Origin of the sequence: Entomomonas moraniae (assembly GCF_003991975.1) — a bacterium.
Classification (GTDB): domain Bacteria; phylum Pseudomonadota; class Gammaproteobacteria; order Pseudomonadales; family Pseudomonadaceae; genus Entomomonas; species Entomomonas moraniae.
Genome location: NZ_CP029822.1, coordinates 1130318 through 1153560 on the forward strand (window position 1 = coordinate 1130318; position 23243 = coordinate 1153560).

The 23243-nt window shown below is 39.1% G+C and carries 21 protein-coding genes; 10 read left to right on the plus strand and 11 right to left on the minus strand.

The features are described 5' to 3' along the window. Positions 1-24: 24 nt before the first annotated feature. The 4 genes from fis to DM558_RS05325 are packed head-to-tail and all read left to right on the plus strand — an operon-like array spanning position 25 to position 3598. Positions 25-306 (plus strand): DNA-binding transcriptional regulator Fis, encoded by a 282-nt coding sequence (fis, locus tag DM558_RS05310; protein ID WP_228411849.1) that lies wholly within the window; start codon positions 25-27, stop codon positions 304-306. A gap of 39 nt (positions 307-345) precedes the next feature. Further along, positions 346-1953, plus strand: a complete 1608-nt coding sequence (purH, locus tag DM558_RS05315) for a bifunctional phosphoribosylaminoimidazolecarboxamide formyltransferase/IMP cyclohydrolase (RefSeq protein ID WP_127162455.1) — start codon at positions 346-348, stop codon at positions 1951-1953. A gap of 13 nt (positions 1954-1966) precedes the next feature. Then, on the plus strand, positions 1967-3250 hold the full coding sequence (purD, locus tag DM558_RS05320; protein ID WP_127162457.1) for a phosphoribosylamine--glycine ligase: 1284 nt from the start codon (positions 1967-1969) through the stop codon (positions 3248-3250). A 21-nt stretch (positions 3251-3271) separates the two neighbouring features. After that, positions 3272-3598, plus strand: a complete 327-nt coding sequence (locus tag DM558_RS05325) for a TM2 domain-containing protein (RefSeq protein WP_127162459.1) — start codon at positions 3272-3274, stop codon at positions 3596-3598. Positions 3599-3645: 47 nt separating this feature from the next. Here DM558_RS05325 and DM558_RS05330 read toward each other — a convergent pair whose 3' ends face one another. The 4 genes from DM558_RS05330 to mutS form a co-directional block, all read right to left on the minus strand. After that, the gene (locus tag DM558_RS05330; RefSeq protein ID WP_127162461.1) at positions 3646-4365 is read right to left on the minus strand and encodes a DUF421 domain-containing protein; all 720 of its coding nucleotides are present in this window, start codon (positions 4363-4365) and stop codon (positions 3646-3648) included. Positions 4366-4431: 66 nt separating this feature from the next. Continuing rightward, positions 4432-5385, minus strand: coding sequence for a DUF3239 domain-containing protein (locus DM558_RS05335; RefSeq protein ID WP_164731255.1), 954 nt, complete (start codon positions 5383-5385; stop codon positions 4432-4434). 59 nt (positions 5386-5444) lie between these two features. Continuing rightward, positions 5445-5768 (minus strand): ferredoxin FdxA, encoded by a 324-nt coding sequence (gene fdxA, locus DM558_RS05340; RefSeq protein WP_109702536.1) that lies wholly within the window; start codon positions 5766-5768, stop codon positions 5445-5447. A gap of 234 nt (positions 5769-6002) precedes the next feature. Next, the gene (gene mutS / locus DM558_RS05345; protein ID WP_127164822.1) at positions 6003-8555 is read right to left on the minus strand and encodes a DNA mismatch repair protein MutS; all 2553 of its coding nucleotides are present in this window, start codon (positions 8553-8555) and stop codon (positions 6003-6005) included. 173 nt (positions 8556-8728) lie between these two features. On the opposite strand from mutS, the gene DM558_RS05350 reads away from it, so the two are divergent. After that, positions 8729-9922, plus strand: coding sequence for a class I SAM-dependent rRNA methyltransferase (locus DM558_RS05350; RefSeq protein WP_127162465.1), 1194 nt, complete (start codon positions 8729-8731; stop codon positions 9920-9922). A gap of 624 nt (positions 9923-10546) precedes the next feature. Continuing rightward, positions 10547-11119, plus strand: coding sequence for a flavodoxin family protein (locus DM558_RS05355; protein ID WP_127162466.1), 573 nt, complete (start codon positions 10547-10549; stop codon positions 11117-11119). A gap of 34 nt (positions 11120-11153) precedes the next feature. Here DM558_RS05355 and DM558_RS05360 read toward each other — a convergent pair whose 3' ends face one another. After that, positions 11154-12848 (minus strand): AMP-binding protein, encoded by a 1695-nt coding sequence (locus DM558_RS05360; protein WP_127162468.1) that lies wholly within the window; start codon positions 12846-12848, stop codon positions 11154-11156. 362 nt (positions 12849-13210) lie between these two features. Between DM558_RS05360 and DM558_RS05365 the strand changes: the two genes are divergently transcribed. Both DM558_RS05365 and DM558_RS05370 read left to right on the plus strand, forming a co-directional pair. After that, positions 13211-14410, plus strand: a complete 1200-nt coding sequence (locus DM558_RS05365) for an MFS transporter (protein WP_127162470.1) — start codon at positions 13211-13213, stop codon at positions 14408-14410. Between the two features lie 63 nt (positions 14411-14473). Then, entirely contained in the window at positions 14474-14809 is a 336-nt protein-coding gene (locus DM558_RS05370; RefSeq protein ID WP_127162472.1) for a hypothetical protein, read from the plus strand. A gap of 16 nt (positions 14810-14825) precedes the next feature. Here DM558_RS05370 and DM558_RS05375 read toward each other — a convergent pair whose 3' ends face one another. The 6 genes from DM558_RS05375 to bioB are packed head-to-tail and all read right to left on the minus strand — an operon-like array spanning position 14826 to position 20638. After that, positions 14826-16226 (minus strand): adenosylmethionine--8-amino-7-oxononanoate transaminase, encoded by a 1401-nt coding sequence (locus DM558_RS05375; protein WP_127162474.1) that lies wholly within the window; start codon positions 16224-16226, stop codon positions 14826-14828. Beyond that, complete coding sequence (gene bioD, locus DM558_RS05380; RefSeq protein ID WP_407644305.1) at positions 16213-16914, minus strand: dethiobiotin synthase; 702 nt, start codon at positions 16912-16914, stop codon at positions 16213-16215. Before bioD ends, DM558_RS05375 begins: the two co-directional genes overlap by 14 nt. Before the next feature lie 10 nt (positions 16915-16924). After that, the gene (bioC, locus tag DM558_RS05385) at positions 16925-17701 is read right to left on the minus strand and encodes a malonyl-ACP O-methyltransferase BioC (RefSeq protein WP_127162478.1); all 777 of its coding nucleotides are present in this window, start codon (positions 17699-17701) and stop codon (positions 16925-16927) included. Next, positions 17698-18408: an alpha/beta fold hydrolase gene (locus DM558_RS05390; RefSeq protein ID WP_127162480.1), complete on the minus strand. Its 711-nt coding sequence runs from the start codon at positions 18406-18408 to the stop codon at positions 17698-17700. Before DM558_RS05390 ends, bioC begins: the two co-directional genes overlap by 4 nt. Beyond that, positions 18405-19577, minus strand: coding sequence for an 8-amino-7-oxononanoate synthase (bioF, locus tag DM558_RS05395; protein WP_127162482.1), 1173 nt, complete (start codon positions 19575-19577; stop codon positions 18405-18407). The genes DM558_RS05390 and bioF overlap by 4 nt, the downstream gene beginning before the upstream one ends. Before the next feature lie 11 nt (positions 19578-19588). Next, positions 19589-20638, minus strand: a complete 1050-nt coding sequence (gene bioB, locus DM558_RS05400) for a biotin synthase BioB (protein WP_109702524.1) — start codon at positions 20636-20638, stop codon at positions 19589-19591. Between the two features lie 245 nt (positions 20639-20883). On the opposite strand from bioB, the gene DM558_RS05405 reads away from it, so the two are divergent. Both DM558_RS05405 and DM558_RS05410 read left to right on the plus strand, forming a co-directional pair. Further along, a complete protein-coding gene (locus tag DM558_RS05405) occupies positions 20884-21786 on the plus strand; it encodes a GNAT family N-acetyltransferase (RefSeq protein ID WP_127162484.1) in 903 nt (300 codons plus the stop codon). Next, positions 21786-23219, plus strand: coding sequence for a PIG-L deacetylase family protein (locus tag DM558_RS05410; RefSeq protein WP_127162486.1), 1434 nt, complete (start codon positions 21786-21788; stop codon positions 23217-23219). The genes DM558_RS05405 and DM558_RS05410 overlap by 1 nt, the downstream gene beginning before the upstream one ends. Positions 23220-23243 lie beyond the last annotated feature (24 nt).

The following is a 23243-nucleotide window of genomic DNA, read 5'->3' on the forward strand; positions in this document are numbered from 1 at the left end:
GTTAAACATGAAGGACTTGAAGAGATGGTGATGAGTACTGTGCCAAAGACTGTACCACTCAGTACAAACTACACAGAAGGTCAAACATTACGTACCTGTGTTGAAAAAACACTACAAATCTATTTTGCACATCTTGATGGGCAAATTACGACGGATCTTTATGACCTAGTTTTATCAGAAGTTGAAGCACCTCTCTTCGCCTCTGTAATGGAATACGTTAAAGGCAATCAAAGCAAAGCTTCTGAATTATTAGGTTTAAACCGTGGAACATTGCGCAAAAAACTAAAGCAATATAATCTATTGTAAGAAATTGATAACCTTTAAACAATAATTGATGGATTGATCATGACTGACCAAACGACCCGTATTCCTGTTCGTCGAGCACTCATTAGTGTATCAGATAAGGCTGGTATTGTTGAATTTGCAAAACAACTGACCGCCTTAGGTATTGAAATTTTATCAACTGGTGGAACCTATAAACTACTCAAAGAGAATGCAATAAATGCAACAGAAGTAGCTGATTACACGGGTTTTCCGGAAATGATGGATGGTCGTGTTAAAACGTTACACCCCAAAATTCATGGCGGGATACTCGGGCGCCGTGGAACAGACGATGCAATTATGCAACAACATAAAATCAACCCTATTGATATGGTTGTTGTTAACCTTTACCCTTTTGCGGCTACCGTTACAAAAGAAGGCTGTGACTTACCTACCGCTATCGAAAATATCGACATTGGCGGCCCTACAATGGTGCGCAGTGCGGCTAAAAACCATAAAGATGTTACAATTGTCGTTAACCATCAAGACTATAATCATATTATTAGTCAACTCAAACAAGGTGGGTTAACCTATTCACAACGTTTTGCTCTAGCACTTAAAGCCTTTGAACATACAGCGGCTTATGATGGTATGATTGCCAACTACCTTGGCACAATCGATCAAACCACAGACTACCTAAGCACCCAAAACCGTAGTGACTTTCCACAAACATTTAATAGCCAATTTATTAAAGCTCAAGGCATGCGTTATGGTGAAAATCCTCATCAGAAAGCTGCCTTTTATGTCGAGTCAAACCCTGTTGAAGCTAGTATTGCAACAGCTAAACAACTACAAGGGAAAGAGCTTTCTTATAATAACGTGGCCGATACAGACGCCGCACTTGAGTGTGTAAAAAGCTTTACCAAACCCGCCTGCGTTATCGTAAAACATGCCAACCCTTGCGGTGTTTCCGTTGTACCTGAGCAAGATGGTGGTATTAACAAGGCTTATGATTTAGCGTTCGCTACAGACTCAGAATCAGCTTTTGGTGGCATCATTGCCTTTAATCGTGAACTTGATGGCAAAACAGCACAAGCTATTATTGAACGTCAATTTGTTGAAGTTATTATTGCACCAAAAGTAAGCGAAGAAGCAAAAACGATTATTGCAGCAAAAAACAATATCCGTTTACTTGAATGTGGTCAATGGCCTGAAAAACGCCCTGATGCTTGGGACTATAAACGTGTCAATGGTGGCATTTTAGTACAAAGTCGTGATAATGGCATGATAACAGTTGATGACTTAAAAACCGTTACTAAGCGTGCCCCTACCGAAAAAGAAATACATGATCTTATTTTTGCATGGAAAGTGGCTAAATTTGTTAAATCCAATGCTATTGTTTATGCTAAAAATCGTCAAACCATTGGTGTTGGTGCTGGGCAAATGAGTCGTGTCAACTCAGCACGTATTGCGGCTATTAAAGCAGAACAAGCTGGCCTTGAAGTAAAAGGAGCAGTTATGGCCAGTGATGCATTCTTCCCCTTTCGCGATGGCATTGATAATGCCGTCAAAGTAGGCATTGCCGCCGTCATTCAACCTGGTGGATCAATGCGTGACCAAGAGGTTATTGACGCAGCTGATGAAGCTGGTATCGCTATGGTATTTACAGGCATGCGCCATTTCCGTCACTGATAAGGAACACAAGATGAACGTATTAATTATTGGCAGTGGTGGTCGCGAACATGCCTTAGCATGGAAAGTCGCCCAAGATCAACAAGTACAAAAAGTGTTTGTTGCCCCTGGTAACGCGGGTACAGCTACCGAAACCAAATGTGAAAATATTGACATTGACGTATTAGAACTTGAAAAACTTGCTGACTTTGCTGAAAAGAATGTTGATCTAACTATTGTTGGGCCCGAAGCTCCTCTTGTAAAAGGGGTGGTTAATTTATTTAGAAAGCGTGGCCTAAAATGCTTTGGCCCAACAGCTGAAGCGGCTCAATTAGAAGGATCAAAAGCATTTACCAAAGACTTCTTAGCCCGCCACCATATCCCAACTGCAGACTATCAAAACTTTACAGAAGTAAAACCTGCCCTTGCCTATTTAAAGGAAAAAGGCGCACCTATTGTCATTAAAGCCGATGGCCTTGCCGCAGGGAAAGGCGTAATTGTCGCCATGACATTAGCAGAAGCAGAAGAAGCTGTTAAAGACATGTTATCAGGGAATGCTTTTGGCGATGCAGGCGCTCGCGTTGTTATTGAAGAGTTTTTAGACGGAGAAGAAGCCAGCTTTATTGTCATGGTAGATGGTGAAAATGTGCTCCCAATGGCCACAAGCCAAGATCATAAACGTGTGGGCGATGCAGATACAGGCCCTAATACAGGCGGCATGGGCGCTTATTCTCCTGCACCAGTTGTTACACCTGAAATACATCAACGTATTTTGAATGAAGTTATTTATCCAACCGTACAGGGTATGGCTAAAGAAGGCAATGTTTACACGGGCTTTTTATATGCAGGGCTTATGATCGACAAGTCAGGTTCACCTAAAGTAATCGAGTTTAATTGTCGCTTTGGTGATCCAGAAACACAGCCCATTATGCTACGATTACAAACCAGTTTAGTAGACCTTGTTGAAGCTGCGCTCGCTAAAAAACTCAATACAACGACAGCCAACTGGGATGATCGTTGTAGTGTAGGTGTTGTTTTAGCTGCTCAAGGCTATCCTGCTGATTATCCTAAAGGGGATGAAATTACTGGTTTAGATAAAGCAGTAGCTAATGATGGAAAAGTTTTTCATGCAGGTACTGCATTAAAAAATGGTAAAGTTGTTACCCACGGCGGACGTGTGCTCTGTGCAACAGCATTAGGCAATACAGTACTAGAAGCTCAGCAAAAAGCTTATGCGTTGGCTGAACAAATTCATTGGAAAGGCTGTTTTTATCGTCATGATATTGGTTATCGTGCGATAAAAAGAGAATTATTGTAGTTATCTCATTAGGGTATCAATATGGAAAATCAACCAATTAATTCAAACATGCAAAAATTCTGTTCTTCTTGTGGATCTGTTATCAGTGAAAAGGCTGAAATATGTCCTAAGTGCGGTGTTCGCCAACACAACCCAACTAGCAAAGGTAAAAGTCGCATTGCTGCAGCATTACTTGCCTTCTTTCTAGGAGGCTTTGGTATTCATAAGTTTTATTTAGGGCAAGTAGGGCTAGGTTTTCTTTATCTCATATTCTGCTGGACAGGGATACCTGCCATCGTTGCATTTATTGAATTTATCATCTATTTATGCATGAGCGATGAAACATTTGACGCAAAATATAATAGATAAAACAAAACAGGTAGCTTTTTAGCTACCTATTTTTTACTTCATATTACCTAATCATTATCTTCTGCTTTTTTCTTCTCATCTAATGCTTTTTGTTTCTCTTTATCTTGAATAACATACAGATCTTGGGCTATTTTTCCCTGTGGGTCTTTCTTCTCTAACCATTCTGCAAAAAATATACTTTCAATATTCCCTTTAAAGCCTTTTTCTTTAAGTTTTTGATCCAACCATGCTTGATCATGATCTAAAACCTTAAGTGCTTCTTCGTCAACTTTTCCATCACGGACTAATACAGCAGACGTCTTATTCTCATCTTTTCTAATAATAGAAACTTGATTATTAGCTTCAACTTGCGCATAGTGTACTTCTTGCAATGAAACCCCTTTCATTTGTAAGGCTGTCATAAAGTTATTAATATCTAGGCGTGCTTCTTTAAACGCCTCTAATTGAAATTTTCCATCGATAATAACAGGCGTTACTTTCCCCACAATAATATGCTGTAAAAAAGTGGAGTGCTTACGTAATAAGTTTACAAAAATAATAATCAGTTCCCAAATAATTAAAACCAAAATAAACTTGAAAACTGTAATATCTTTGTTGTATATAACACCACCGATAATTCCACCAAGAACGAAGTTACCAATAAGATCTAAAGGGGTCATCAAGCTTAATTGCCCTTTCCCTGTCGTTCTTAAAACCATTAAGAATGCGCAAATTCCTATGACTAACTTTATCGTGATATCAAGATAAATATAGAATTGATCTAGCATAAGATGTTACCTCTTAAGTAATAGCAATTTCAAAGTAAATAGCTACTTGTAACTGTAAACCACACTCTAATTTAGTCTTTTAAATTGATCATCGAATACAATCAAATTAGATAACTGATCATGAAAAACATCTACGGCATTTTCTAAACGTAACCAATTATTTTTACTAATAACTTGTGCCGCCTTATAAGCAATTATTGCATTACAATACCCTAAACAAACAGGAGTAGCGACAAAATCAGGATGATACTCACTGTCTGACTGAGCAAATAAACAAACCCCTGCGATATGGTCTCCCTCTTTAAAATCTCCCGCTAAGCGATTGAAAGCAACCGTTTTTATTGCCCAACGCTCAGATTGCGCCTCTTTTTTCATTAAAGGGGCTAAAAAAGTTGCTTCATAAGAATCCTTATTGACCTTGGTAATCACACCAGGGATAAGAGAACCTAAATTAAATGCCATTGAGCTTAAAAAATTACTGACAATATTATTGACTTGCGAACCAATAGTACTGATAAGAACTCCGATGATACCCACAATCAACGGAGTCCAAACCCACTGGATACTAAAGAGCCACGCAGCTAAACCAATCAGTACTAAACCAATCAGTTTTAATGCCCACCCTAGTAATTTGGGTTTAGTTGTACCTTTTTGTTTTATAGAAAAGCGCTTGAGTCGTGCTTGGTCAAGTAAATTTGATGCAATATTTAACTTACCATTGCTATAGCGTGTAAGCCCTTCCGACTCTGATTTTTTACCTATTTTATGAATACCACAAAACTCTTTATCCAGTTGGTATTCAACTTCTTCTGCTTTATTTTTTTGATCACTCCAAAGATAAAGGATCATTTGGTATTCTAATGCTTTTGCAAAAATAACCTGTTCATCAACCTCAACGACATTACGGTATTTATCTAGAAATACTTGTAACTGGTTTAATAATGCCTCAGTTTGTTGTTGGTCTTTTGTTTTTTCGACATGAACAAACTGTTTTTCAAGCCAAATAAAAGTATCTCGCATGATATCGCCTACCTCTCCAATAAACCTGCTTACCATGTAATACAGTATTTTCTGAACACTTAGCGCTCTAAATACTTCAGTTTATCTTTTACACCATCCCACTCAGCGGCATCAGGTAATGAATCTTTCTTTTCTGTTATATTTGGCCATGTCATGGATAACTCTGCATTGATTTCAATAAATGGCACCATGTCATCTGCCAACTCATCCTCAGAGAAAATAGCTTTAGCAGGACATTCAGGTTCACACAGAGCACAATCAATGCACTCATCAGGGTTAATCACTAAAAAATTAGGCCCTTCATAAAAACAATCAACAGGGCAAACTTCAACACAATCAGTATATTTACATTTAATACAATTGTCTGTGACAACAAAGGTCATTTATTTTTCTCCTAACACATATAACTATTGATACAATTTTAACAGTTTAAAATATAAATAGTGTAAGTCTTGCTGTATTATTTTGTTATATCGATATAATAATGTCTTTTATTATAACATTTTCATAAGATAAAACGGCTTTTAGTAAAGGCTTATTAAAGAGGGACTACTTTGTAAAAGCTTCTCCCCCATTACACTTTAAGATAAATTAAATATTTTTTTCAACATTCCTGGCTATTTAATCCTTTTTTGCCAGGCATAAAGTAATTCTAATGCTTTGAAGGGTGTTAACTCATTTAGGTTAACACTGGCTAGCTCATCAATCACAGGATGTGTTGGTTGTGTAAATAAATCTCTTTGTTGGGGAATAGATTCACTTTTTATTTGTTGATTACTTAATGTATTGGTATCAACCGCGGTTGTTTCTAACACACTCAAATGCTCTTTAGCCCGCTCAATCACCTCTTTAGGCACACCCGCTAACTTGGCGACTGCGAGTCCATAACTTTGACTAGCAGGCCCAGCAATGACATGGTGTAAAAAAACGATAGTATCATTATACTCAGCGGCCTTAAGATGAACATTAGCAATACTTAGTAATGATTCTGGTAACGTTGTTAATTCAAAATAATGCGTAGCAAATAGGGTAAAAGCTTTTAATTTAGCCAAGTATTCGGCGGCTGCCCACGCCAATGATAAACCATCAAAAGTACTGGTGCCTCGCCCAACTTCATCCATTAATACAAGGCTTTGTTCTGTTGCATTATGAAGAATATTAGCTGTTTCCGTCATTTCAACCATAAAGGTTGAACGTCCACCCGCTAAGTCATCACTTGAACCTATACGGGTAAAGATTCTATCCACCAATGACAGCTGACAAGTTTTTGCAGGCACATAGCTCCCCATATGGGCCAATAACACAATCAATGCGGTTTGACGCATGTAGGTGGATTTACCCCCCATGTTAGGGCCTGTAATAATTAACATACGTGTTTGATCATTCAATGCTAAATCATTAGCGACAAAAGGCTTTTCTAGCACTTGCTCTACCACTAGGTGGCGACCTTGCTCAATAGTAACCCCTACTTGCTCAACAAACTCAGGGGCAACTAAATTAAGGTTTAAAGCCCGCTCAGCCAAATTACAAAGCACATCTAACTTTGCTACCGCTTCAGCAGTTTTTTGCAAAGGTTGTAATTGTAAAATGAGACTCTCTATCAATGCATCGTAAAGCGACTTCTCCCTAGCTAAAGCGCGGCTTTTAGCTGATAGTGCTTTATCTTCAAACTCTTTAAGTTCAGGAGTAATATAGCGCTCAGCGCCCTTTAATGTTTGGCGACGAATATAATCAGCGGGGATTTCTGCATTACCCGCTTGTACTTTAGAAATTTCTATATAGTAGCCATGTACACGGTTATATCCCACCTTAAGGGTAGCAATTCCTGTTCTTTCCTTCTCACGTGTTTCAAGATCCATTAAGTATTGACCTGCGTTTTCACTGATATTACGCAGATCGTCTAACTCTTGATCATAACCTTCAGCCAACACCCCTCCATCACGAATGACTACGGGAGGGTTTTCAATAATGGCTTTTTGTAATGTCGCCGATAACGCGGGATATTCTGTAATATACTGCGCTAATTTTTGCAGCTTTGGATCATCAATACGCTTTAGTTCTGATTGTACAGCGGGTAAGATGATTAACGAATCACGCAGCTTGGCTAAATCTCTCGGGCGTGCATTACGTAACCCTATTCGAGCTAAAATGCGTTCTACGTCGCCAATTTCTTTTAATAATGGTTGAATAGGCTCGAAATTATAATTATTCAATAAGCTTGCAATAGCCGACTGCCGCGAACGAATAATATCAACTTGACGCAATGGTTTATTTAACCAACGCGCTAATAATCGACTCCCCATCGTTGTTTGACAATGGTCTAGTACGGATAGCAAAGTATTATCAAAACCACCATTAAGATTGCAATCAATTTCTAGATTACGGCGACTGGCGCTGTCCAAAATAACTGTGTCTTCAATACGCTCGTGATGTAAACCTTGAATATGGGGTAATGCAGTGCGCTGTGTTTCTTTTGCATAAATTAATAAACAGCCTGCTGCACTAATAGCCAATTTTAAATCCTGACAACCAAAACCAGCTAACTCCTGTGTACCAAATTGCTCACACAGCCCTTTAAAAGCTGTATCTCGATCAAAATCCCATATAGGCCTGCGATGGGCTCCTTTACGTTTTTCTAGCGGTAACCCCATAGGCCAATCGTCGGGGTATAAAAGCTCAGCAGGGTTTAAGCGCTCTAACTCAGCCAGTAGACTTTCCCAGCCTTTTAGTTCTTGCACACTAAAACGACCACTGGCGATATCAAGCACAGCCATACCGAAATGGCGCTCATCACCTAATACAGCAACCAATAAATTATCACGGCGATCTTCAAGCAAGGCTTCATCTGTCACAGTACCGGGGGTAATAATACGCACTACTTTTCGCTCAACAGGGCCCTTGCTGGTGGCAGGATCTCCTACCTGCTCACAAATCACTACCGACTCACCCAACTTAACCAGTTTAGCTAAATAACCTTCAACCGAATGAAAAGGAACGCCAGCCATAGGAATAGGATTACCCGCTGATTGACCGCGTGCTGTCAGCGTAATATCTAATAATTTAGCAGCTCTTTTGGCATCCTCATAAAACAACTCATAAAAATCTCCCATGCGATAAAATAACAACTGGTTAGGATAATCTTGTTTTATGCCTAAATACTGCTGCATCATCGGTGTATGAGAAGAAAGGTTGTTTTTTTCCATAATTCTATTCTATCTATTCGTCATCGCTAATTAATGTACTATTATGCCTGAGCATAAAAAATAATAACACCTATAAACTATCCATCAAGCGAGGTTATTTGTTATGCTTATACGCTATAATTTTTAATGAGTCTTTCGTAATGACACTATCTACCCTACGCCTTAATGCCAATGCCGATCGCCGTATCCGTGCAGGCCACCTTTGGATTTACAGCAATGAAATTAATAATAAAATCACTCCCCTACAAGGTTTTATCAGTGGCGAACAAGCGATTTTAGAAACGTCTGCAGGTAAACCCTTAGGCATTGTCGTGCTGAGCCCTAACAATCTGATTTGCGCACGTATTATCTCAAGAAACACTGAACATACACTGAGTAAATCATTACTTGTTCACCGCATACAGGTAGCACTTTCTCTACGTGAAAAAATATTTGCTAAACCTTTTTATCGCTTAGTTTATGGTGACTCTGATTTACTTCCTGGGTTAATTGTCGACCGCTTTGGTGATATTCTTGTTGCTCAATTAAACTCATCCGCCATGGAACAACATAAAGAAGATATCCAAGCAGCCCTTATACAAGTGCTAAATCCTAAAGGAATCCTCTGGAAAAACGACAGTTCTGCTCGCAACGCTGAAGCACTGACTAGCTATGTTGAAGTGGCTTATGGCGATGTTCCTGAATGGGTCACTTTAGAAGAAAATGGTATTGCCTTTGAAGCCCCTATTATGGAGGGTCAAAAAACAGGCTGGTTCTATGATCACCGTTTTAACCGTGCACACTTAATGCCCTATGTAAAAGGTAAACGTGTCCTCGATTTATTCAGTTACATTGGTGGTTGGGGTATTCAAGCCGCTGCTAATGGAGCATCAGCTGTTACTTGTATCGACTCCTCTCATTTTGCCTTAGATGGCGTAGAACGTAACGCGACATTAAATAACGTTGCTGAAAAACTGACGTGTATTGAAGGTGATGTATTTGAGGCCATGAAAGAACTCAAAGCAAACAATGAAAAGTTTGATGTTATTGTGGCAGACCCACCCGCCTTTATTAAACGCAAAAAAGACTTCAAAAATGGACAAGCCGCTTACCACCGCCTTAATGAATTAGCCGTTCGCTTATTAGAGAAAGACGGTTTATTAGTGAGCGCTTCTTGCTCCATGCATTTAGCTGAAGAAAGTTTAGTAGATATTATTCAAGGGGCTGCTCGTCATAATGATCGTTTTATTCAAATTATTGAACGTGGAGGACAAGGGCCAGACCACCCTGTTCACCCTGCGATTGTTGAGACGCGTTACATAAAATCATTACTTTGTCGTGTATTGCCTAATTAAATCACTTCAACAAAAAGGCTAAACTGATGTTTAGCCTTTATTAATAATACTCTATATTACTAACTATTTTTCTACGCTGTACCAGCATTAAAACCTACAATACTAGCATATAACACATTAAGCACTTGACAGAAGGGGAAAACTCACCTCCCTTGCTTGAGTTGATCTGCTATGTGTATTATTTAAGTCTTTTTAATAACAACGCATATTGACAGTATTTGCTCTTTAATAAAAACTATAACTAACAGCACGTGACCGAATATTTTTTTATCATAATTTAAAATAATACTTAGAATTAAGAGGTACCTTTCCAACTGCTTTTTTCATAGTAACATTCTTACTCCACTTTAGCCTGAACAACTATAGAAGAAGTAATGAAAACCATCATTCAATCTTTGATACCTGCAATTGCTCCAATATCATTCTGATAAACTTTATAATGTGCCAATTTAAATAATCCTTCACTATAAAAGCTCAAATCATTTATTACATTTAATAAAAATATTCTACAAGTATTCTATATTATTCTTATCTGTTCCATTGATGAAACAATCCTCTCCATTTCTCCCCCTTAATCTTTTATTAAAAAGTATTAAAATGAATCCATAATTAAAGGAGAATATTATGACTACAGTAGCAATCGTTTATTACAGTGGCTATGGCCATACTAAGAAGCTCGCAGAAGCAGTACAGTTAGGTGCTAATGATGCAGAGACCAAAGCAACACTTTATGCCATTTCACAAGAAGGTGAACTTAATGAAAGCGAATTAACAGAAATAAGTAAAGCTGATGCTATTATTTATGGAACGCCTACTTATATGGCAGGCCCTGCTTGGCAATTCAAAAAATTTGCAGACGCGACCTCTAAAATTTGGTTTATGAGCCAATGGAAAGATAAAGTAGCCGCTGGTTTTACTAACTCGGCTTCTACCAATGGCGATAAAGGGCAAACATTAAACTATCTTTTCACTTTTGCTCAACAACATGGGCAAATATGGGTTGGTTTAGGTCTTCTACCCTCCAACACAAAAGCCCATAGTTCAAAAGATATTAACTGGTCTGGTGGCTCGATTGGTGTGATGGGAATATCTCCTTCAGATGCCTCACCTGAAGAGGCACCACATAATGGTGATATTGAAGCAGCTAAAGCACTTGGTAAACGAGTTGCTGAAATTACAAAAAAACTACACGTTTAATAACAAAGGCGCCTAATATGCGCCTTTTTATATTTTATTTCTGAGCTATTTTTTTAAGCTCTTCTGTGCGTAAATCTTTACGCAACACCTTTCCCACGTTACTCATGGGTATAGACTCTCTAAACTCGATATGTTTAGGGCGTTTATAGCCAGTCAAATGATCTTTCATATAGTTTCTAACATCTTCAGCACTCATTTGAACATTAGGTTTTAGCACGATAAAAAGCTTAACCGCTTCACCTGACTTTTCATCAGGAATACCAATAGCTGCTGTATACAAAACACCTTCAATATGTGCGGCAACATCTTCCACTTCATTGGGGTAGACATTAAATCCTGACACAACAATCATATCTTTTTTACGGTCAACAATAGTTAAATAGCCATCCTCTCTCACAACTGCAATATCGCCTGTATGCAACCAACCGTTACTATCAATCACTTCTGCAGTTTCTTCTGGTTTATTCCAATAGCCTTTCATCACTTGAGGACCTTTTATGCAAAGCTCGCCCCGCTCACCAAGTAATACCTCATTACCGTTATCATCAACAATTTTGCATTTTGTTGAGGGAAGAGGTAAACCAATTGTGCCTGTTTTTACCCAATTAGGTAGTGGTGGATTTGCACTAATAACAGGGCTTGCTTCTGTCATACCATAACCTTCACAAATTTGACACCCTGTTAGCTTCTGCCAACTTTCATTAGTAGCAGGCTGTAATGCCATACCACCTGAAAGTGATAATTTTAAACGAGAAAAATCCAGCTTTTTAAATTCTTCGTTACTGGCTAATGAAGCGAATAAAGTATTTAATCCTACGAAGACGGTAAAGGGATATTTCGCCACTTCTTCAATTAACCCTTTTAAATTACGAGGGTCTGTAATTAAGATATTATGCCCCCCCAAGACCATGACCACCATGCAGTGAATGGTAAATGAGTAAATGTGGTAAAGAGGTAACGGTGTTATAATAACTTCTGTTCCCTCAGATAGCCCCACTCCCATAAAATATTTTGATTGCATCATGTTGGCAACAAGGTTTCTATTAGTGAGTGATGCACCTTTAGCAATACCTGTTGTACCGCCTGTGTATTGTAAAATGGCAATATCACTTGCTTGGGGTATATTTTCTTTAAACGGTTTACTTGCCCCAACTTTTAACGCGTATCTTAATGAAACACTGTTTTTTATGTGGTAAGGTTTAATCAACTTTTTAACATGTTTCACTGCAAAATTGGTGATTATTCGCTTGAATGGTGGTAAAAAGTCTCCTATTTCCCCAATAATCACTTGATTAACTTTAGTTTTAGGCAATACTTCTTGTACCAAGTGCGCACTGGTTGATAAACAAACAACTACTTTTACATCAGCATCATTAAATTGATGCTCCATCTCCCTTAGTGTATACATAGGATTAGTATTCACAACAATAAACCCTGCCCGAATAATACCAAAGATGACTACTGGGTACTGTAACGCGTTGGGTAATTGAACCGCTATACGATCACCTTTCTTTAAGTCAGAATTACTTTGTAAATAAGCTGCAAATTGTGCTGATAGTTGGTCTACTTCTCGATAAGTTAATGTTCTTCCCATATTAGTAAATGCTGGTTTATCAGCAAACTTTTTACAAGACTCATGAAATACATCAAGGACACTACTATATGCATCGGCATCTATCTCATAAGGTATAACTTCTGGATATTTGTCTTGCCAAAAACTTTCGTACATAAAAAATCCTTATTATTAGAAATTCAAACTATCGTTTTACTTTTATCTAATTTAGCACAATCACTGAAAATACCAACAAACGATGTGTAAAAATTATTAAAAACAAGCATGAATGTATATAAATAATTAACCAACAGGCTTTATTAATTTCAGTGTAACTATTTTAACCGTTTTAGTAGCCATTTTTGAAATTAAATCCATTTTTATAAAAAAATATCAGCCCTCTATTCCCTAAACTGTTATTTCCCAATGCTGTAAAAATATAAAAGAAAGAAACTTACTGAAAAACAGAGAGTCTATATTAAAAATTGACTAAAAATAATAACCATAAACATAAAATAACAACTGGAGTACAACTCATTATGTCACATTGGACACTAAAACAAAAAAGTGCTGTCTTTGCTGCGGTTAGCTGTTGGGTACTTGATGCTTTTGATTTCTTCTTATTAGTCTTTGTTTTTAGCGATATTGCTAAAAGTTTTAATGTTAGTATTGAAGAAGTATCACTCGCTGTCTTCTTAACACTTGCAGCACGCCCTATCGGCGCATTATTACTGGGAAGACTTGCAGAAAAATATGGAAGAAAACCTCTACTCATCATCAATGTTATTATCTTTTCCTCATTAGAATTAGCCTCAGCATTTGCCCCCACACTCTTTATTTTCTTAACCATTCGATTTATCTATGGTATTGCCATGGGAGGTATTTGGGGCGTTGCTTCTTCGCTTGCGCTTGAAACAGCACCAGAAAAATCAAGAGGTTTTGTTTCTGGCCTATTCCAAGCAGGTTATCCAGCGGGTTATTTACTCGCCGCAATTGTTTTTGGCGCACTTTATAGCGTATTAGGCTGGCAAAACTTATTTATTATCGGTTCTTTACCTATTTTCCTCGGTTTATATATTTGGTTTGCTGTTGATGAGTCCCCTGTATGGCTAGCTTCTAAACAAAAAGACAAAACCAATACGCCTTTATTGCCTATCATAAAAAATAACTGGAAACTTTGTTTATATGCAGTGTTACTCATGACTTGTTTCAATTTCTTTAGTCACGGAACACAAGACGCATACCCCATTTTTCTCGAAAAACAACAAGGCTTTGCTCCCCATACAATCAGTTTCATTGCTATTAGTTATAATATTGCCTCTATTCTCGGGGGCATCTTCTTTGGTAGCTTATCGGCAAAAATTGGTCGTCGTAATGCCATTATTATTGCCGCAGCACTAGCATTACCGGCTATTCCTCTTTGGGCTTTTGCTTCTGGTTCGGTCATGCTTGGTGTCGGGGCATTTATCATGCAGTTTATGGTTCAAGGAGCTTGGGGGGTGATACCTGTTTACTTAAATGAGTTAATGCCAGAGGGTGCCCGTGCGGTATTACCTGGTTTTGTTTATCAGTTGGGTAATCTGTTAGCTTCGATGAATTTATCATTACAAATTTATATTGCTAATCATGCCAATGGTAACTACAGCATCGCATTAGCCGTTGTGGCTGGTTGTGCTGCTATCGGTATCTTACTATTCATGTTATTGGGCGCCAATAAATTTTCGACTAAAAAAATATAAAAGTAATAGACAATACCTCTGTATTGATTATTATATACAGCAAAATACAGAGGTCTTATTGCTATGCTTCAAAAAACATTACTATTTTTATGTCTGCTACCCACGTTAACTTTTGCAGAATCAGTCTGTTTAGAAGGCCCCTCTGGCCGTGGTTGCCACACTGTAGATATGAATGGCGAAGTGTTCAAACCCAACAGGACAAACATAGAGACTAGACCCTCTCTAGGACGTAATATTACGTCTAACTTAAAAACTGCGCCTTCTAATCAAGTCGCATCAACTAATAATCGTCGTACTTTTAGGCTTAACGCAGCAGAACAACGTATTCGCCAAAAAGCGCAAATCATAGAAGCGCGAGCTCAAGCAAGACGAAACTTAGCTGGTGCTAATAGTAATTAAATTAATCGATAAACACTCATGCAGGGGCTTGATAATGACCTGCAATTTGTTCCACTTTACCAACGGGTTTATGAGTGGCTCTGTTTATCGCCTCAATGGTGATACCAGCCATCCAGTTAATTTGCTCAGGCGTAATAATATAGGGCGGCATAAAATACACCACATTGCCTATAGGCCTCAACAACAAACCTTGACTTAATGCATATTTGAACACCTGTAAGCCTCTTCGCTCCTGCCATGGAAAAGGTTCTTTAGTTTGCTTATTAGCCACCATTTCAATAGCAACCACCATACCTGTTTGGCGTACATCCCCCACATGAGGATGAGCTTTTAACGAGGCCACTGCATTGGCTAAATAAGCACTGAGTATACGATTTTTATCAATCACTTGCTCCGATTGAAAAATATCCAATGTAGCTAACGCTGCCGCACTGGCTAATGGATTGCCTGTGTAGCTGTGTGAATGTAAAAAAGCCTTTAACGTCTTATAATCATCGTAAAAAGCTTGATAAATAGTATTGCTCGTCATACACACCGACATCGGTAAATAACCACCTGTTAAGGCTTTAGACAAACATAAAAAGTCGGGGCTAATATTGGCTTGCTCACACGCAAACAAAGTGCCCGTACGGCCAAAACCAACTGCGATTTCATCTAAAATCAAATGGACCTGGTACGCATCGCATACTTCTCTGAGCCTCTGCAAATAGACAGGATGATACATCCGCATCCCCCCAGCACATTGAATCAAGGGCTCTACGATGACGGCCGCTACTTGCTGATGATTTTCTGCAATTGCTTTTTCCATCTCTTTGAACATCAGCAGTGAATGCTCCTCTTCACTCATACCCTCTGCTCTGCTATAACAATCAGGTGATGACACTTTAATCACATCAAACAATAGCGCTTTATAGGTTTCCGTGAAAATAGAAACATCTCCCACAGACATTGCAGCTACCGTTTCACCATGATAACTATTGGTCAGCGTAATAAACTTTCTCTTCTGAGGTTTTCCTTGATTTAACCAATAGTGAAAACTCATCTTCAATGCAATTTCGATGCAAGATGAACCATTATCAGCAAAGAAGCAGCGATCTAAACCATTGGGAGTAACCTCAACTAAGCGTTCGGCTAACTCAATAATAGGTTGATGAGTAAAACCTGCCATAATCACATGTTCGAGTTGGTCTACCTGCGCCTTAATGCGTTGATTAATTTTAGGATTCGCATGCCCAAAAACATTGACCCACCATGAACTAATGGCATCCAAATATCGATTACCCTCAAAATCTTCCAACCAAATCCCCTCGCCTTTTTTAATAGGAATTAAAGGCAATTGCTCGTGGTCTTTCATTTGTGTGCAGGGGTGCCATAACACGGCTAAATCACGTGCCATCCAGTCATTATTTAGACTCATTTTTATCTCCTAACATCGCCGTAATATCTAAGTAACTCGCCACTTGCTGAGCATTTGGTTGTTGTAAATAGGGTACTTGCCCCAAGCATGGCAAATTCAGATGCTTTTGTAATGTCCCTAGGTTTTCAGATAAACGTGACATTTTAGGATCAACGATATTAGCCACCCAACCAGCAATCGTTAAGCCCTCTGACAAGATAGCTTGCTTACTGAGCAGCGCATGATTAACACAACCCAAGCGAACCCCAACCACTAAAACCGCAGGAAGCTTTAACTGCTTTGCCAAGTCAGAAAGATACTCGTGTTCATTAAGGGGAACTTGCCAACCACCAGCCCCTTCAATCACCGTAAAATCAGCATCTTTTTCCAAAACAACTTGAACTTTAGGTAACAACATAGCGACAGATAAAACTTGCTGTGATTCAATGGCTGCAATGTGGGGAGCAATCGCCGGTTGAAAGGCAACAGGATTAATCTCTGCGTAATCCAACACTACGGTACATTGTTGCCATAAGGCTAGCGCATCTTCATTTCTTAACCCATCAGCGGTTAACTCACAACCCGAGGCAATAGGTTTTACAGCGGCCGTAGTCAAGTGTTTGGCTTTAGCTGCTGCCAGCAAACCACAAGCAATTGTTGTTTTACCAATTTCTGTGTCTGTTCCTGTAATAAAAAAAGCATTCTTCAACGACATTGCACTACCTTTTACTTAGATAACCGTAAAGCACTTGATAAGTTGAGGGGAGCCCTCGCTCATCACGGTATTGCTCATAAGCTTTTATCAAATGGGCTATCTGCTGTCTTGTTGTAAGCCCTTTTGAACGATTGGGGTTAATATTATGTGCACCAATACCTTTTAGATCAGCCATTAATGCAGTTAATGTTGGATAATAAGCTACTTCGGGGTGACAGCAACAAGCATCAATAGAGAAATGACTGTTATTAAGCAGCGTCATATACTCTGCAAACCCCATAAATTGATTAACATGTATATGGTTATCTACTGCTTGCCAACTGTGTTTTAGCTCCTGCAATGTTCCATGGCACAAGGTAGTGAATAAGAAGAAACCACCTGGTCGTAAGATACGATAGACTTCATCAAGTACTTTTGAAAAATCATGACACCATTGCAAGGCAAGATTAGAGAAAACCACGTCAACACTATTACTTTGAAAGGGTAAGATTTCTGCATCCCCTGCTACCCAAAGGGCATCGTTTACAGTATTTTTTGCTTGCTGTAACATCCCCTCAGCTAAATCAGCGCCTATTAAGATACTCTGTGGGAATCTTTTTTTTAACACCTTAGAAAAATAACCTGTACCACACCCCAGATCTAATAATGTATCAACCGCTTGTGTTGGACAAAGCCCGACTAATAACGTATCACCGATCTTTCTTTGCAATGCAGCAGATTGATCATAACTCACCGCAGCCTTAGAAAAAGAAAGCGCGATAGTTGATTTGCAGGGCTTCATAAACAGCCCCTAATAAACTGATCAATTTTACTAGCGACTACAGCCGATTCTTGAATCACAAATGCATGCCCTGCTTGATGAAATATTTCTATTTTAGCCTCAGGTAACCAGTCGCCTATCGCGGTAGCACAAGCAATAGGCACTAGCGCATCTTGCTCAGCAAACAAGTGGTATTGTGGTTTAGTCAGTTGCTTTAAAGCGAGTCTCGTATCTAAATTAGCCAATAGTGTTAAGCCAATATCACCATACACCATCACATCATCGCTCACGGCTTGCTGTAGAGTTCTCACCATCGTTTTTGGTTCTGATGAGCCTTGTGAAACCAACTGTAAAAAGCGCTTTATAGTCTGCTTAGGGGCATCTTTATAGCTTTGCTCAAACTGATTAAAAACAGCAGCATCCATGGCATAAGGCCAATCTTCTTTTACTGTAAAACTAACATTACTGGCTAATGTTACAAGTCCCAAGCATTGTTTTGGCTTCAACATTGTCAACTGACTGAGCAATTGCCCCCCTAAAGACCAACCCACCCAATAAGCATTTTCAGGTAATTGTTTTTCTAAGACTGAAAACCACTGTTTAGGCTCAGCCAAATAGGGTAAGTTTTTGATAATGACATGATGATTAAGCTTTGCTAGCTCATCGACTAATGGCATTAAACATTGCTCGCCAACACCCCACCCAGTTAATAAAAAAATACAACTCATGGGGTAGTCTCGCTCATCTGCTTCCAACAACTTGCTAAAGCATCTAATAAATGTTCAACATGGTTTGCTGTATGAGCTGCCGTTAAAGTAATACGAAGCCTTGCACTTCCATTAGCAACAGTCGGCGGACGAATAGCCGTTACTAAGATAGCTTGTTGTTTTAGTTTCTCTGAAAACAACATCGCTGCTTCACTGTTACCGATAAGAATAGGCTGAATGGCTGTTTGACTCTCCATTAAAGGGAAACCAATATGTTTTGCCCCCTCTTTAAACTGCTCGATTAAGCTATTTAAATGCTCTCTTCGCCATGACTCTTGTTCGATCAGCCGTAAGCTCTGTAACGTTGCGCAAGCAATAGCAGGAGACTGACTGGTAGTATAGATATAAGGGCGCGCAAATTGAATAAGGTATTCTATAAGTTCCTCACTGCCTGCAATGAAAGCCCCTGATGTACCAAAAGCTTTGCCTAATGTACCCATTAATACGGGAACATCATCAACTGTTAAACCAAAATGCTCAACTAGCCCTGCCCCTGTACGACCTAAAACTCCCATACCATGCGCATCGTCAACCATTACCCAAGCCTGATGAGCTTTAGCCGTTTGACAAAGTGTCGGTAAATCCGCCATATCGCCGTCCATACTAAAGACACCATCAGTAACCACCAGTGTATTACCTTGAGATCTTTTTAAACGTAATTGAAGATTGTCCGCATTATTATGCTGATAACGCAAAAATCTTGCACCACTTAAAAGCCCTGCATCCAATAATGACGCATGGTTTAAACGATCTTCTAATACCGTATCATTTTTTCCTACAAGCGCGGTAACAGCGGCTAGGTTAGCCATATACCCCGTAGAGAACAATAAGGCGCGCTCACGTTTAGTCCACTGTGCTAATGCAACCTCTAATTCATGATGCGGTTCACTATGACCAATCACCAAATGAGAAGCACCACCACCCACCCCCCATTTTTTTGCACCAAGAGAAAGCGCCTCAATTACTTTGGGATGAGCAGCCAAGCCTAAATAATCATTACTGCAAAAGGCCAAATAGCGTTGTCCGTTAATAGTAACTTCTGGTGTTTGAGGGCTTTGTAAATTTAAACGGGTTCGATAAAGATGCTGCTCCTTTTGAGCAGTGCAACGTGAGGCTAAATCAAAACTCATCGTCGGTTCAACTAAGCCTTAGCTGCATCGTAAAATAATGCTGATTGACGTTGCTCCACAATGGCTTGCTCTATTGCGGCTTGGTGAACTTCATCAGCGTGATCTTGTCTGGCCTCGGGTTTTATTCCCAATTTAGCAAATAAGGCTTGATCCTTGATGGTTTGTGGATTACTGGTTGTAAGTAAGCGATCACCATAGAAAATAGAGTTAGCCCCCGCTAAAAAGGCCAACGCTTGCATTTGTTCATTCATTTGTTCACGCCCTGCGGATAGACGTACATGTGATTTCGGCATCATAATTCTTGCCACTGCGAGCATTCTAATAAAATCAAACGGATCAATTTCTTCAGCATTCTCTAAAGGTGTTCCTTTTACCTTAACTAGATTATTAATCGGAACACTTTCTGGGTGCTCAGGTAAGTTGGCTAATTGAATCAATAAATTCGCTCGATCTTTTAACGACTCGCCCATCCCCAAAATACCACCCGAGCAAATTTTCATCCCCGCTTCTCTCACATAGGCTAATGTTTGGAGGCGCTCACTATAGGTACGAGTAGTAATAATATTAGTATAAAAATCTGGTGAGGTATCTAGGTTATGATTATAGTAATCTAAACCTGCATGTGCTAACTGAGTAGCTTGCTCTTGTGTTAAACGACCTAGTGTCATACAAGTTTCAAGGCCTAACGCTTTTACTCCTTTTACCATTTCTAGCACATACGGCATATCTTTAGCCGTTGGGTGCTTCCAAGCCGCACCCATACAAAAACGAGTAGAACCAATCTCTTTAGCAGCTTTTGCTTCTTCTAAAACCTTTTGTACTTCTAACAGCTTTTCTTTATCCAGCCCCGTATCATAATGGCCTGATTGCGGGCAGTATTTACAATCCTCAGGGCACGCACCTGTTTTAATAGAAAGGAGCGTTGAAACCTGAACTTGGTTAGCATCAAAATATTGGCGATGAACAGTTTGCGCCTTGAATATCAAATCATTGAACGGCATGGCTAATAAATCCATTACCTCGTCTAAACGCCAATCATGTCTAACTTTATTAGATGTCATACAAAACCTGTACTATAAAATGTGAGCTGTCTTTTGACTGCACATAATAAGTTTCATTTACCATATGTCAACTTTATTAATCACAAAGGTTTACATTTGATTATTTATTAAACAATTAGTTTTTATAAAACCTAATTACATAACCTCTAATAAATAATAATATTTTATGTATATACATTAACTTTAAAACCTATTTAATTATATCGTGTTAAAATAACCGTAATATTGATGAAAGGAAAGAAGCAGTGCTACTCAATAAGTTACAATGGTTTCGTGAAAGAGGTTGGCATGAGATTAATGCCAACGACTATGAAAAAATATGGTACACCTACGGCGGTAGTGTTGCTACGCACCCAACCATTATTAAAAAACTTTCTACACTGGCTAATACTCCAGTACGTTACCTTGGTTGGCAACAAGAAGGTGATTGGGTAGGAGCTATTGCCTGCTGGGATGATGCACTGGCACTTTCACGAGATCAATTAAAGAAAAAAGGTAAACGCGGCTTATTTGACTTAGGCAATGCAGAAATTATTTTACCTTTGGCAGATAATGCACAGATTACCCTTCGTCATAAAGCTCGTTATTTATCCACACTAAATCAGCCTCAAATCAATAATTGGCAACCACAAAAAGAACAATTGGCCATTGCTCGGCCGCTTGAAGAGTACTCAAAAAAGTTCCGCTATAATCAACGACGTGAATTACGTCTACTTGAAGAGGCTGGTGGTATTATTAAGTCCATTGCCGACTTTTCTTCTGAAGAACTCGCTAGTATGTATTGTGACCTGTTCTTTAAACGCTGGAACTTTCAAGTGCCTAGCGCCCCGACTCAAGCAGAAGTTTTTGAACTACTCCGCGAATTTATGGTGGGATCTGTCATCTTTTTAGACAATGCCCCTATTGCCATTCAAGTTCTTTACCAAGTAGAGTCACCTAAATGGATCAGTATTGAATACGTTAATGGCGGTGTCGATCCTCAAGAGCGTAATTTTAGCCCCGGCAGTGTATTAAGCTTTATAAACCTACAAGCCACATGGGAATACGCTAATAAACAAAATAAACCTCTGCGCTATTCGTTTGGTAAAGCAGACCGAGAATATAAAGAACGTTGGTGTAATCGTATTGATGTAGGAGTGAGTGGCTAATGAGTAAAAAACAACAGCTTCTAAAAAAACACCGCCAAAAGAAACGATTTATTTTAATAGGCTTTGCTATATTTATTCTTACTTGGTTAGTCGCCTCTATTTTTGCCCCTGTGCTTGCTTGTTTTATCCCAATTCTTTTAATCGCTATTTGGGTTATTCATGAAACATGGCTGGCTGATCATTTATTTTACTCGCCTAAACAAGATTATCTCTATCAATTTCCTGCCGAAACATTACAATGCCAAGCTTCTCTCAACCAGAATACTTTAGCCATTAAGGGCGAACTTACAGACGAGTTAGATACGCTTTTTTTAGCGATTAATATCAAAAGCTCATTGACAGGCCTTTTTTTTGATCCCTATATTTTAATTGAAGATGGTCAAGTTAACGATCGACAAGATTTTGAACGAGGCTCCAAAGGACTACGTTACATTAACCTGTCAGGACTTGCTAACTCATTAAAACAAGGCCAGATTAAACTCTTTGCAAAGCACTGTAAAATAATGGGTGAACCAAGACTTTACGGCTTTAAAAACCCTGATTACACACAGCAAAAAATCATGGTCATTGCCCCCCATGCAGATGATGCGGAGCTAGCAGCATTTGGACAATACAGCCAAGCCAAAGAAGCCAGTATTATCACTTTAACCCAAGGTGAAATAGAAGCCGAACATTATCAAAACATCTTTAATCTTACTCAACAAGAAGCTGCACAACTCAAAGGTCGCCTAAGAAGTTGGGATAGCATTGCTACCCCGCTATGGGGAGGAATCCGAACAACCAACAGCGTGCAGTTGGGTTATTATTGTTTACAACTTAAAGCCATGCAACAATCACCAGAGCAAAATTTTGCTTCAAAAGAATCAGGTGAAACAGACACGAGACTTGTACGCATTTTTAATACATTGCCGCTACCTAGCGATAACGATGGTTTACCGACAGGGTATAACTTAAAAAATGATTTAGTCTTTCTAATAGAACACTTTAAGCCTGAGGTGATTATGATGCCCCACCCTGAGCTTGACCCTCATGAAGACCATATTGCTGCAAGCTTACTGGTTGACGAAGTATTGCAAACAACAACATGGCAACCTACTACGCAACTGCTCTACGCGAATCATCTACCTGATAATGACCGTTGGCCGATGGGTCCTGCCTATAACGGAATGGCTTTACCCCCAATGACAGAAAATTTACCTGCCTATAGATTGTGGAGCCCTGTATTAAGTAGGCAAACTCAAATCGATAAAGCCATGGCACTGGCTATGCAACATGATTTACAACCACCAATATCCACTAAAAGGCGCCTACGTCGCTTTATTCAAAAACTGCTAACTAAGCGCAATCACCCAACGTCTGGTGAAAATGACTTTTTTCGCAAAGCCGTTCGTAAGCAAGAATTATTTTGGGTAAAACCCATTCAATCCAAATAGCCTTTATTAAAACACTTACGTATT